This window comes from Streptomyces sp. NBC_01244 (assembly GCF_035987325.1).
Classification (GTDB): Bacteria; Actinomycetota; Actinomycetes; order Streptomycetales; family Streptomycetaceae; genus Streptomyces.
The window spans coordinates 7,026,321-7,039,415 of sequence record NZ_CP108488.1 but is presented as its reverse complement, the minus strand read 5'-3'; the positions used below and the strand labels follow the sequence as shown (position 1 = coordinate 7,039,415).

General features: G+C 65.7%; 6 protein-coding genes and 3 pseudogenes. 5 read left to right on the top strand and 4 right to left on the bottom strand.

The window, feature by feature from the left end:
- The first annotated feature begins 14 nt into the window (after positions 1 to 14).
- A complete protein-coding gene (locus tag OG247_RS31570) occupies positions 15 to 371 on the top strand; it encodes a hypothetical protein (protein ID WP_327255357.1) in 357 nt (118 codons plus the stop codon).
- Here the strand turns inward: OG247_RS31570 and OG247_RS31565 are convergent.
- Together OG247_RS31565 and OG247_RS31560 are read right to left on the bottom strand one after the other, a co-directional pair.
- Positions 361 to 1,184, bottom strand: a protein-coding gene (locus OG247_RS31565) for an IS5 family transposase (RefSeq protein WP_327255356.1) whose coding sequence is annotated in 2 segments (ribosomal slippage) — positions 361 to 554 and positions 554 to 1,184 — 825 coding nt in all. Because the reading frame shifts where the segments join, the coding sequence is not laid out codon by codon here. The two genes, OG247_RS31570 and OG247_RS31565, sit on opposite strands and share 11 nt — an antisense overlap.
- 384 nt (positions 1,185 to 1,568) lie before the next feature.
- Positions 1,569 to 2,447: a hypothetical protein gene (locus tag OG247_RS31560; RefSeq protein WP_327255355.1), complete on the bottom strand. Its 879-nt coding sequence runs from the start codon at positions 2,445 to 2,447 to the stop codon at positions 1,569 to 1,571.
- Between the two features lie 912 nt (positions 2,448 to 3,359).
- On the opposite strand from OG247_RS31560, the pseudogene OG247_RS31555 reads away from it, so the two are divergent.
- From OG247_RS31555 to OG247_RS31545, 4 genes and pseudogenes are all read left to right on the top strand, one after another.
- Positions 3,360 to 3,914, top strand: a pseudogene (locus OG247_RS31555) (transposase); the annotation flags it as partial.
- Positions 3,915 to 4,159: 245 nt separating this feature from the next.
- Positions 4,160 to 4,303, top strand: a pseudogene (locus OG247_RS31550) (IS5/IS1182 family transposase); the annotation flags it as partial.
- A gap of 734 nt (positions 4,304 to 5,037) precedes the next feature.
- Positions 5,038 to 5,300: pseudogene (locus OG247_RS44925) on the top strand (IS6 family transposase); the annotation flags it as partial.
- Positions 5,301 to 5,434: 134 nt separating this feature from the next.
- The gene (locus tag OG247_RS31545; RefSeq protein WP_327255354.1) at positions 5,435 to 9,454 is read left to right on the top strand and encodes a golvesin C-terminal-like domain-containing protein; all 4,020 of its coding nucleotides are present in this window, start codon (positions 5,435 to 5,437) and stop codon (positions 9,452 to 9,454) included.
- Between the two features lie 220 nt (positions 9,455 to 9,674).
- On the opposite strand, the gene OG247_RS31540 is transcribed toward OG247_RS31545, so the two are convergent.
- Positions 9,675 to 10,577, bottom strand: a complete 903-nt coding sequence (locus OG247_RS31540) for a hypothetical protein (RefSeq protein WP_327255353.1) — start codon at positions 10,575 to 10,577, stop codon at positions 9,675 to 9,677.
- 1,086 nt (positions 10,578 to 11,663) lie between these two features.
- Positions 11,664 to 12,998, bottom strand: a complete 1,335-nt coding sequence (locus OG247_RS31535; protein WP_327255352.1) for a class I SAM-dependent RNA methyltransferase — start codon at positions 12,996 to 12,998, stop codon at positions 11,664 to 11,666.
- Positions 12,999 to 13,095: the final 97 nt, after the last annotated feature.

Below are 13,095 nucleotides of genomic sequence, written 5' to 3'. Positions count from 1 at the left end.
GAAAGTCTCCGGGCATGAGCTACGACCTGGCTGTCTGGGAAGGCGAGCGACCGGCGGACGGCAAGACCGCTGGCCGCGTCTTCAACGTCTTGCACGACCGTTATCTCGACGGTGAGGCCCTGGAGCCTCCGTCTGAACGCATTGCTGCTTACGTTGCCGCGCTGCTGGAGCGGTGGTGCGACATCACCGAGGACGAGGATGAGACCTCGCCCTGGTCGGTCGGGCCGTTGATCGAGAGTGCAAGCGGTCCGCTCATGTACTTCGGGATGGGCTGGAGCAGGGCCGAGGAAGCTTCGGCCTACGCGGCGGACTTGGCGGACTCGATGGGACTGGTCTGTTTCGACGTGCAGGAGAACCGGCTCAGGCCCTGAGCAGGGTGGCCAATCGGCGGTTACAGATGAGAGCTGCGGCTATGCCGACGAAGGCCAGGAAGTGTTCTGCCTTGCGCTCGTAGCGGCGGTGGAGCCGACGGCAGCCGGCGAGCCAGGACACGGTCCGTTCGACGACCCATCGGTGGCGGCCGAGCCGTTGTGAGGACTCGATGCCTTTGCGGCGATGCGATGGCGGATGCCGCGTTTGCGGAGCCATCGACGACGCAGGTGATCGTAGTCGTAGCCCTTGTCTCCGTGGAGCCTGACGGGGCGCCGTCGACGCGGCCCTCGATGGGACCGGATCGGCGGGATACCCCGCACGAGCGGTTCTAGACCAAGGCTATCGTGCATGTTCGCGCCGGAAATGCCCAGCGAGAGCGGCAGTCCGTTCCGGTCGGTGATCAGGTGGATTTTCGATCCATGCTTGCCACGGTCGGTCGGATTCGGTCCCGTCAGAGGCCCCCTTTTTGCGGCCCGCATGCTGACCGAATCGATCGCGCAGCGCGACCAGTCCAGTTCCCCGCGGGCCCCGAGTTCGTCGAGGATGATGCGGTGGAGGCGGGCCCAGACCCGGGCCCGGCTCCACTGGGCGAAGCGTCGGTAGACCGTCTGCCAGCTCGGGCCGAACACCGGCGGTAGCTGCCGCCATGTGCAGCCCGAGGTTGCCACGAAGATGATCGCGGCCAATACCTCGCGGTCACCCGCTCGACGCCGGCCGCCACCTTGCGGACGTATGACCTCCGTCGGCGGCACCACCCGCCGGAACAACACCCACAACTCGTCCGGCACCAGCCGCTCAACCAGATCCGTCATGCACGGTTCAACGAACGATCACACCATAAGATACGACGTCTTAAAGCCCGGGAGCCCGCTCTGGCCGCGCTCACGACGGCACGCTATGAGCAGTCAGGCTTCCCGGGCGGTGGCCACCCGGTTCACCAAGCTCTCGTCCACTTCGAGCCGACCGTTCTCATCGCTGCGATCGACGGGACCCCGAGCACAATCATCAGCTTGGTGCCGCGACGATTGGTGACTTGTCGGTTGATGGAGTACCTGTAGTCTTTCGGCCGATCAGGCGGTACATGAGCGTTCCGCCATTCGCCGTCGAGTCCGTAATGTCCAACCCCCGCTTTTTGGGCTCTCTCGCAGCCTGTGGAATCCGACAGGTCCGTTCAGGCCAAATATGCGATCCGGAGGTTAGAGGCGGGACGCCTTGTCGACCGCAGACTTGTTCTCCGCCTTCACCCCGTCCAAGGGGGCTTGGTTCTCCTTGATGGATTGCTGCTGAAGCGGAACCTCACTATCGAACCAGATCTTCTCGACGTCGTGGAGGTCCCTGCACGCGACGTCGGCCTTCGCAGTGGCGATCTCCAGCTCTGTCACCTTGTAAGGGTCGGAGAAGCGCGGGTCGTCATTGGCATCCATCGGCTTCTCGTACGAGTAACCCTTTGCCTTCATGCACGACGACCACTTGGCGAACACCGCAATCACCTTCGGGTTCTTGGCCGCCTTCTTGTGCACTTCGCCATTGATCTTTTGCACCAAAGGATTCGGCTGCGCTGCAGGGACCTGTCCGTCGGCCGCTTGGACGCAGCCCCTCAGGGTCCCCTCGTCCGCGCCGGAGATATCCACAGCCCCCACCAATTGGGCCTCGTCGTAAGCTTTCTGCTCGGCGGCGTCCGGGTGGTAGCCCCGCTCGGCTGCCTTCTCGGCGTCGTGGATCCCGTACCGCCAGTCTGTCAGCGTCTTGCCGCCCAGAGTAGGCAGATCCGGCGCCGGAGACCACTTCTCATAACCAGCGCCCTTCATGCACTCGTCGATCAGACTGTCCCGCGCCCCGCTGATAAGCCGGGTCTCCGCCCTGGTCGGCATGTACGCCTCGATAGGCAGTCTCCACGTCGCGGGATTTCCCGGATCCCCGACGTATGCCTGCGGCATGGCCGGCGCCGCTTGGCCAGCCAAGCCAGCCGACGATGACTTGCCGTTGCCCGAGGGCGCGTCCGCCGACCACCCGGCGATGGCGGCTGCTCCTACCCCAGCAGCCGCCAGTACCGGAATTGCCACCTTGATAGCCATTCTCTTAACGCTCACTTCTTCTTTCCCCTAACCCCGAGTCGCAATTTGGACTTCCGCGCTTCCATTCGAATATTCAGGCCCACGCGAAGGATGCGTTTTCGTTGTAGACGTTCACGAATTGATCGATATGCTGATAGGGCGCCATGGCGTCATAAACCCCTTTGTAGCCACTAGAGAAGTAAACCCGAGCCGTATATTTGTAGTGCTCATTCTCACCCGACGCGGCGTTGTTCTTGATTCTTTGCCCTGACCCAGGCCATGGGCTACTAACGCCTCCAGAGCAGAATCTAAGTGGGTAGTAGCTGCCACTACCATCCCGCAATACATCGAAGTTATATACGGAATAACCAATATTCCTGTACGCGCCACTTTGTGCAGAATTATAGTAAATGTGAAACTTGAAGCCGGATCTATAGGGGTCATCGCAAGCTTCCGGGTAATGCAGATTGTAGTAATCTCCTGCGGGATCCTCGGCTGACGCGACAGAGGCGCTGCCCAACGACACAGCAAGTGCGGCCGAAATCCCGACCGCTACTGTGATTGCTCTACGCATTTTTGTCCTTACGTTCTTGGTGGATTGATTCCGGTCACTCGTAGGGTCGGGGACCCAGGGATGCCGGGTGTGGCTTTGCGTTCACCAGTCTTCTGGTGGCTTGAACGGATTGACCGCCCGGCATCCCGCGACGACTCGACCACTCATGAGATGCGCGCGACAAGATCGTTCGGTAAGGACACGCTGGCGAGGTCGTCTACTGGGGTCGGTACTGGAACGACTTCGGCGGTGGCCGTGCCCGAACTCTGGGCCGGGATGCGGGCAAGGCCGATAACCACTCCGTGGTGACCGATGCCTCTGGAACGCGCAAGCTGTCGGCTGCCCTGCGCCCGATCGGCAAGAACCGGCTCGCGGAGTAGCTGAAGAACCGGAAGGTCCCCAACTGCAAGCTCGTTGTCAGCAGCGCGGTCGAGGCCGCCGAGGCCCAGCACACCGCTGTGATCGGGGAGGAACTGGCCGCCACGGTGGTGGCCAAGCTTGCCAGGGAGGTGATGGCCCTCGATGAGGAGATCGCTGAGATCGACGCCCTGATCGAGGGCCGGTTGCGCGACTACCGACACGCTGAGGTCATTCTGAGCATGCCAGGCATCGCCCCTGTCCTCGGAGCAGAGTTCATCGCCCACACCGGCGGCGACATGAGCGTCTTCGGCACCTCCGACCGCCTCGCCAGCGTCGCCGACCTGGCTCCCGTCCCGAGGGACTCGGGATGGATCAGCGGCAACATGCGAAGCCCGCGCCGATACCGACGCCTGCTGCGGGCTGTCTACATGTCCGCGATGGTCGCCGCCCGCTGCCGCCCCAATGTGAAGGCCTTCTTCGACCGTAAGAGGGCCGAGGGCAAGGGCCACAGGAGGCAGGCCGTCATTGCCCTCGCAGGCCACCGCCTGAACGTCTTGTCGGCCCTCATCTGCGATGTCCGCACAGTCGAAGTCACCGTGCCGCCCGGCCCAGCCACGTTCGGCTGGCACACTCACAGCGAGTCACCAGAGGCGCTTGATAACTTCATTGGGAATCCGTTCACCTTAGATCATTCGCGTGCGAAGGATTTTCACACGCAGATGGCGCCCCGTGGGGTGGTGTAGCTGATTTTGGCTGGAAAGTGCGCCGCCCCGGTGCTCCGTGTGCATCGGCTGCGGGCGAATGCTCCCTGAGAACGGGGCAGGCCAAGATCCGAGCTTTCGTCGAGCAGGCCGTCGCCACCCTCAAGGCCTGGCGACTCCTCCGCAAACTGCGGTGCTCAACCACCCGGATCACCAACCTCGTCCCGGCCGTCCTCACCCTTCATCTGACCAGCTCAAAGTGAGGTTGGAAAAGGCTCACTGTCTCCCAAACCACTGTCCCGAACCCGAGAAATCGCACCGGGCGTGAAGAAGGGCGGACGCCCACGCAACCTCGCCATCGCCAGCTAAGCCGGAGGCGAGCCGGCCCTGACTGCGGCGCAGGGTGAGGAGGCGAGTACAGGCCAACTGGTTTATCCGGAGGTTGCAGTTCTATCTAGTCGATCAGACTTAAAGCTCCTGCGTGCGCTGACTATTAGGGTGGCAGGTGCGCTGCGGCCGCAGGGCGACTGTCAGCCAAAGGCGGTTCGGGAACAATCCACGGACTGGAAACCCTTTGATCGACGACCGTCAGAGGCTTAGCCTGCGTCAGCTTGTCCGGCAGGCAAGCGCTCAGCTGACGGCTCCGGTTCACAGATCTGAGCGCAGAGCAGTGCTGCTTTCGATAGCGAGTAGTCCGTTTCACCGACGCGAGCTGCGGCCAACTCCTGGTGCGCGACCCTTCGATGTCCCCCGAGCCCAGTGCTGCACCAGAAGGCGCAGCGCCCCGAGTTCCTCGTTCGCGAAGCCGTCCGTGTTGCCCGGCCACTTCCCCATCCGGCCTCGTCCACGGACGGCCTTGCGTAGCGAGTCCCCATATCTGCCAAGCAAGGAATACTCCCTTGAAAACATCGTGCAAGAAAGCGCCGCGCATCAGCGGTCGTGAGTGCGCTCGTCTGCGGGGGCTTGTCAGGTAGATGATCGGGGTCTGCGGGGACCCCAGGTCACGTCGTCAGCCGAGCACCGCTCCGCGAAATATCTGAGCAACCGGGCGGAAAACCCCGATCTGCCTACTCGGGAACGAGAGCGGGCCATGAAGGGCTTCCGCAGCGTCGGAGGCGCGCAGAGTTTCCTCGCCTCCCTCAGCCGAATCTCACCCCAATTCCGCCCCTGCCGCCACCTGTACACCCGCCCGAGATGACCGAACGCCACGCCACCGGGCACCAGATCACCGGCACCACCCCATGGCAGCGACCACCCTGACCCACACACAACCACCGGGCATGCCTCAACTCACCGCCCATAGCAGCAAGGTGACAGGCCAATCGGTGTGCTTGGCGTCCTGATCCCCGGCGGGTGGCCTTCGTTATCCGACCACAACCCAAGGAATTTCTTTGATGCGCATACGTCGGCTTGTAAGAGCCGCGCATGTCCCAGTGTCCTGCGCCCTCGCCTCGGTCATCGCGTTCGGCACTGCCACGCAGGCCATAGCCGCAAGTCCACCGGCCGGCTCCAGCTCCGGCTGGAGCGAATCGCCCGAGCTCACCGCCCCGGAGGACAAGGAAGGGAACAGGGACCGCGTCCCGGCCGACCAGCGGAGCAAGATCCTCGGCCCCGACTACAAGAAGTCCCGCGACAAGGCCTGGACCACGATCGGTGACGCCAGCGGATTCCATCTGATGATCGCCGACGAGGCGGACGGATACCAGTGGAAGACCGCCGCGACACTGGTGGAACCGGGTTTTATCGAAACCGACACCTGGATCGGCAACGCCTGTGTCACCGAGTCCGGCAAGCACGCACTCGTCGCCTACGCTCCGCGTACGTTCACCAACAAGCTGGACCTGATGGCACGCGGCGCCTTCACGGCCACCGTCGACCTGACCACCGGAGCGGTCGCGAAGCTTCCGTACCAGGCGAGCCTCGCGTACTTCTCCCCTGGCTGTGGTACCGGCGACACTGCCGTCATTTCGCAGTTCTCGGACGAGAAGACGACACCGGACAAGAGCGAGACCCGTCTGGTCGGCGTGGACGCCCGTACGGGCAAGACGTCCGCTCCGATCAAGCTCAAGGGCCAGATCACCTCCGCCGTCCCCACCAAGCGCGGCATTCTCGCGGCGCAGGGTAACGCGGTGGTGAAGGTCAACACCGACGGGACCACCGAGCACCTCGCCGCGACGGACGACGTGCCCTTCAATCTGTCCGTCACCGCCGAAGGCGGCGTCGCCTTCCTCGACCGGCAGCACACCGCGGCCGAGACCGGCGCGGGCGGCGGGGCGGCCGGGGCCCCCAGGTCGAAATCGAAAGTGAAGTACCTCTCGCCCGGCGGCGGCAACGCCCAGATCGTGGCGGAGGGTGAGCTCACCGAATTCGACCTCACCCGCACGGCCGACGGCACGGCGATCATCACCGGTAAGGCGAAGACGGTCGGATCCCTGCCCAAGGGCATCAAAAACCCCGGCGGCGTCGACAAGGACGCGACCGCCTCCACGACCGGCCGGGCGACGGTCAACGCCGCGTGGGCGGACGGCAAGGATCACCGCATTCGTGTGGAGGAGAACGCCCGCACCGCCAAGATCCGCCTGCATCACCTGCCAACGGGCAACAAGCCGGTGATGGAGGCCAACCCGGCCGAGACCCCCGTCAACCCAGACCCAAGCGAGGGCGCCGGGAACTCGCCCGCCCCCAGTGGCCTCAGCCCCACGGACACCAAGAAGACGTCGACGCAGCCCGAGACGGCCTCGCTGGCCGCCGCATCCTCGCCGGCCTGGACGTCCATCGCGGAGCCCGAGGACGTCCGCACCTGTGCGGTGGAGCGCGGCAACCCGCAGAAGCAGGCGTTCCAGCCCAAGCCCCGCCAGATCGAGTGGGCCGTGAACCGCGCTATCGAGAGCACCCTCGACCAGCAGGTCTACCGGCAGGCGAACTGGAAGAACATGGGCATGGGCGCCTACAACCCCCATGCCCTTGTCGGCGGGCTCACGCCCCTGTCCGGCGGCGGGCGTATCCCCGCCCAGGTGTTCCTTGGCATCACCGCCCAGGAGTCCAACATGTGGCAGGCCACACGCTTTGCGGCGCCTGGCACCACCGCCAACAGCCTGATCGGCAACTACTACGGCATCAAGCATGACGCGCACGGCCAGGTCAGCGACCCGTGGGCGATCAACTGGAAGGCAGCCGACTGCGGGTACGGCATCACGCAGGTCACCGACGGCATGCGCCTGCCGAATAAGCCGTACGAAGATGGATCGATCCGCCCGTCCAAGCCGCGCGCCTACCAGGAGGCCGTGGCGCTGGACTACACCGCGAACGTCGCGGCTGGCGTCAACATCCTCGCCGAGAAGTGGAACCAGACCCGTAACGCCGGGTTGATCGTCAACAACGGCGACCCGAAGGGTCTGGAAAACTGGTTCTTCGCCCTGTGGGCGTACAACTCCGGCTTCTACCCGCAGTCGGACTCCGGTACGAACGCCGGCAAGTGGGGCGTCGGCTGGGCCAACAACCCTGCCAACCCCACGTACAAGCCGAACCGCACACCGTTCCTGGAGAACTCGGCGGGCGGCGACGACTACAGCCACGCCTCGCGGCCGCAGTACTGGCCGTACCCGGAAAAGGTCCTCGGCTGGGCGGCCCGCCCGCTCGAGGCCATGGAAGAGCCGGGCAAGATGGTCCACGGCTACCGGCCTGCATGGTGGACCACCGCCATGAACCGTACGACCGTCAAGCCTCCGGTCGCCCTGTTCTGCAGCAGCGCCAACGAGTGCGACCCCACCAAGATCAAGGACGGCGCCACCAACGACTCTCCCGCCACAGGCGCTTGCCAGCGCACCGACCTCCGGTGCTGGTGGAACAGCAAGGTGGAGTGGAAGAAGTGCGAGTTCGACGAGTGCGGTAAGGAGCTGTTCCGCTTCAACAGCACCTATCCCGAGGAGGCGGACGGTAACTCACACCTGCCGCGCTGCAGCTCCGGACTCCCGTCCGGAACGGTGGTCGTGGACAACGTCAACACGGGCACTCCGCTGGCTGGCAGTGAGGCACGGCGATGCTGGGCAAACGGGGTGAGCGGCGGCTCGTTCGGCTTCGACTTCGCCACCGCGTCCGGCCGCATGGACACCCACCAGCTGAGCGCCGGATACGGCAACCACATGTGGTTCAGCACCACCCGCAAGGCGGGCGCCGCCGAGGCAGACCGAATGAAGGTCACAGGCAACTGGATCGCCCCAGCCTCCGTCACGGGCTGGAACCGCGTCCTGGTCCACATGCCAAGCATCGCCGCCCGCTCCCAGCAGGCGAAGTACACGGTGTCCGGGACCGACTCGCAGTCGCCGCACCGTGTCGCGCCGCAGCGCATACGCTCCAACGAGTGGCGCTCCCTGGGTACGTTCAACTTCACCGGCCAGGCATCGGTGTCCCTGTCGAACATCACCCAGGAAGAGGGCAGGGACATCGCCTGGGACGCCGTCGCCTTCCAGCCGCTGGGCTCAAAGCCCACGCACGTGGTCGGCCTCGGTGACTCCTTCGCCTCCGGCGAAGGCGCCGATACCGAGGGCGGAAAGGACTACTACAAGGAGACTGACTACCGAGAGGAGACCGGATCACAGACCGGCAACGGCTGCCACCGATCCAAGCACGCCTGGATCCGCCAGACCAAGCTGCCCGGCAACCTCAACTCCATCGGCGCCATCGCCGACGGGTACGGCAACGTCGACCTATCGTTCCTCGCGTGCTCCGGTGCCCGCACGTACAACATCTGGTCCGGCGGGAAGACGCAGTACAACAGCGACTCCCTGCCACAGATCGACCTCGGCTACCTCGACCAGAACACCAACATGGTCACTCTCGCCATCGGCGGCAACGACTCCCTCTTCACTCCCGTGTTCCAGGAGTGCGTCTACGCCGCCGGCCTGAAGCAGTGCCAGGACGCGGAGATCGAGAAGGTTAACCCGGACAACGGTGACAAGACCGGCCAGATGAGCGGCCCGCTCAAGAACTTCATGCCGGCCTGGATCACCGACGAGGTCAAGCCGCGTATCACCAAGGCACTGAATCAGATCAAAGTCAGGGCACCTAACGCCAAGATTGTTCTTATGGGCTACCCCAAGCTGCTCTCGGGCAACGGCCAGTGCATGCCGGGCATCGGCACCGAGGAGGCCCCGTGGCTGAACGACGTCATCGCCCCGCACCTGGCCAAGGAAATGGGCAACGCCGCCGCCGCCGCGGGAGCGACCTTCATCGACCCGACCACAGAGTTCGCCGGCAAGGCGATCTGTGGTGACCCGGAGACCATCAACGGCATCGTGGAGTCGGGCAAGTCGGAATACGACAACGGCGGCATCCAGCCATCGATGAAATCCTTCCACCCGAAGATCTCCGGTGCTCGGCTCTACGCCGACGCAATGGAGCGCGGCCTTCGCTAAACAGTACGATCGCCACGGCGAACCAGCCCCGGAACATCCGTGCGGGCCCCCACCTTGAAGATGCCGGTGGGGGCCCGCTCCCTGACACCTGGACACCACCATGAGATACGCACGGCACATCAAAGGCGGTGCCGTCTCCGCCATCGCCACCGCGGCCTGCCACTTCACCTTAAGCACGGGGTTGGCTTGGGCACGCGACCAAAGTTCCGACAACCCGGACTCATGGTCGGGACTGACCGAGTTCGGCGCCACCGTCGTGGCCTCCTGGCTGCTCATGCCCCTGCTGCTGTGGGCCGGAATGCGCGGACTCGGCGAGCGCCACACCTATCCCCTGCTCATCCTCGGCACTCCGCTGTGGGCGGTCCTCTCCCTGGTGTACGTCGACGACATCGACCAGCCGGCAGGCCATATGCCCATCCCGGCACTGATCGGTTTCGTCGTGGTCTGCACTCTTTTCAGCGGGACCAACCCGAAGCGAGCCAAAGGGAGTTAAGTGATACGACGGGTAGAGCTGATGGCGTTTCTGGTGTTGCAAGTGGGAGATAGGTCCGATCTTCCTCGGTTCGTGATCGCTCGATCGTGGTACTGATCGCCGTCCGGGCCGCCTGGTGAGCATGTCCATGCTGAGATGCGGGGCGTGAAGACGCAGCCTGCGGGTGTTGCGGATCCGCGAGCGCAGCCGCTGTTCCTCGTCCGCCCCGTCGGCGGCAACGAGCGGCATCATGCTCACGCCGGTCTCGAAGCCCGACAGGCCCAGCACCAGCACCAGCAGCGCCGGCCCCAGCAGGTCACCGAAGCCGCCCCCGCCCGCTGCGAGGGCATCGGTCCACGCGGACCAGGCGCCCGGGGTGGTGAACACGTAGGTCAGGCCGATGCCGATGACGACCGCGTTCAGCACGAGGAACACCACGACTAGGGGGATGGCGACGCTGACCGCTTCGCGGAACCCGAGCAGGAACACCCCTCCGAGGACCAGCAGCAGCGCGATGGTGAGGGCGACCTCGTGGCCGTGCAGGACGGCGGGGAAGAAGGGGTTCTCCACCACATGTACGGAGGCGTCTGCGGTGGAGAGGGTGATCGTGATGATCCAGGAGGTGGCCACGAAGCCGAGGAGGATGAGCACGATCAGCTTGCCCCGCCAGAACGGCAGCAGGGTCCTCCAGCATCGCCACCGATCCGGCGCCGTGCGGGCTCTCCTTCGCCACCCGCCGGTACATCGGCAGCATGCCCAGCAGTGTCAGCGCCACGATCAGCAGCGTCGCCAGCGGCGAAACCGCCCCGGCGGCAAGTGCGGCGATCGCCGGGACGTAGGCGAGGCTGGAGAAGTATTCAACGCCGGTCAGGCACATCACCTTCCACCACGCGTGCGGCTCAGCATGCCCTTCACCGGCCGGCCCACCGGCTACACCTGGTGCCGCAGCATCCACCGTGCCAGCCCGCCGGACGGCTGGGCCCGAAGGGCAGGGCTGTCCACCACTTCCGGCACAACCGGACCTTCCGTGTCCTTCATATCCCCCATCACTTTCTCTCACGCCCTCAAGACACCTGACAGCAGCGCACCGGCGCCACGGCACGATCATCGAGCATCCGACTGGCAGAACCCGCCACCCACCCCGGGCCGGGCCGGGCCGACGGGACATACCGTCCCGCCGCCCGTGCCTATGTGCTCTTCCGCCCGGCGAACCCGCTGGGCAGGCGGACCCGGGAGACGAGCGTCGCACTCCGCGCCCTGGCGATCTTCTGCATCGTCGGCTCGCACATCCAGGTATTCGGCAGGCCCACAAGAACACGGGCACTACTGAGGGGCTCTGCCACCGACGGCTGTGCGGCACGGCCGAGGGGTAGCAGCCAGCAGCCACCCGTGGCGGCCTTCGGCCTCACCCCGGCCAGAAACGCGGGTCATCAGCAGGGTGGTGATGCTGAACATTTTCATTCTCCGCTACAGAGAGTGTTCGCGGTGAAATTCGCCCGACGCGCCGAAGGGCCCGACACCGGGCTCGATCGGCGCTCGCAGAAGCCGCCTCCCCGACCGGGCGCAGGCCCGGTCCAAGACAACTCCTCACGACTGATGAAGTGTCAGCTAATGCTGACACCCCTTCAGGAAATGCGCCTGCCGAGCGTCAAATGAGCGTCACGAGCGTCAGATCAGCGTCAAGATATCGCCCGTAACGCCCACAGTGCACATAACGCACACCGGCAAACCCGCAGGTCAGGCGTCCTTCGCCACCCGCTCCAGGATCGCCACGCACTCCACGTGGTGCGTCATCGGGAAGAGGTCGAAGGCGCGCAGGGTGCGGACCTTGTAGCCCGCCTCCTGGAAGTAGGCCAGGTCGCGGGCGAGGGCTGCCGGGTCGCAGGCCACGTAGGCGATGCGGCGCGGGGTGAGGCCGGCGACCTGGCGGACCGTCTGCTTGCCCGCGCCCGCGCGGGGCGGGTCCAGGACGACCAGGTCGCACTCGGTGATGCCGGTCTTCGGGAGGATCTGCTCGACCTTGCCCTGCTCGATGCGGACGCGGGGGAAGTCCGTGAGGTTGTGCCGGGCGTCCTCCACCGCGCGCTTCGTCGACTCGATGCCGAGGACGGCGCCCGTCTCGCCGAGGCGTTCCGCGAGGGCGCCCGCGAAGATGCCGACGCCGCAGTAGAGGTCGAGGGCCATCTCGCCCTTGCGCGGCATCAGGCCCTGCATGACGGCCTTGATCAGGGTGTCCGCGGCCTGCGGGTGGACCTGCCAGAAGCCGCCCATGCCCACGCGGTACGTACGGCCGTCCGCGCGCTCGCGCACGAAGGGGCGGCCGTGGACGCGGTGGACCCCGCCGTCCTTCTCCTCGACGCGCAGGACCGAGACCGGCTTGTCGAGTTCGACGAGGGGGAGGCGGCCGCCCGGGCGCGGGGTCAGGACGACCTGGCGGTCACCGGAGCCCGTGGCGGCGATGGCCTCGACGGTGGCCATCTGGGGCCAGTCCTGCTGCTCGATGCCGAGCTCGGTGACGCCCGGAGCCGCGATCATGCAGTGGTCGACCGGCTGGATGTCGTGCGAGCGGTGCTTGCGCAGGCCCACGACGCCGTCCTCGTCGATCGCGTACTGCACGCGGGTGCGCCACTGCGGGACCTGCCCGGCGGGCACCTTGTCGCCCTCGGCCGGCATGACCGTACCGTCCCAGCCGGCCTGCTCCGGGGTGAGCCCGGCGAGTCGCAGCAGCTGCTCGGCGATGACCTCGCCCTTGAGCCGGCGCTGGGCGCCCGGCTTGGCGTGCTGCCAGTCGCAGCCACCGCACGCGCCGGGGCCGGCGTAGGGGCAGGGGGCCTCGACGCGGTCCTTGGAGGGGTCGAGGACGGTGATGGCGTCGGCGCGCAGGAAGCGGGAGTCGGCGTCGCCCTCGGTCACGCGCGCGACGATCTTCTCGCCGGGCAGCGTGTGCCGGACGAACAGGACACGGCCCTCGGCGGTCCGGGCGATGCAGTGCCCGCCGTGCGCGACGGGGCCGACCTCGACCTCGTACTCCTCCCCGACCAGTGACTGCTTCTCGTTCTGCTCGCTCGTCATGGTGGGGAGACTCCAAGGAGATGTGGATCAGAAGATCAGAATCGAAAAGGAACGGCCGGACGACCGACCCACCAGTTTACGTGGATCTCGTCCGGCC

Excerpts from the sequence above, each read along its gene's own strand:
- OG247_RS31535 (WP_327255352.1), bottom strand. The coding sequence starts at position 12,998 with ATGACGAGCGAGCAGAACGAGAAGCAGTCACTGGTCGGGGAGGAGTAC.
- OG247_RS31560 (WP_327255355.1), bottom strand. The coding sequence starts at position 2,447 with ATGGCTATCAAGGTGGCAATTCCGGTACTGGCGGCTGCTGGGGTAGGA.
- OG247_RS31545 (WP_327255354.1), top strand. The coding sequence starts at position 5,435 with ATGCGCATACGTCGGCTTGTAAGAGCCGCGCATGTCCCAGTGTCCTGC.
- OG247_RS31570 (WP_327255357.1), top strand. The coding sequence starts at position 15 with ATGAGCTACGACCTGGCTGTCTGGGAAGGCGAGCGACCGGCGGACGGC.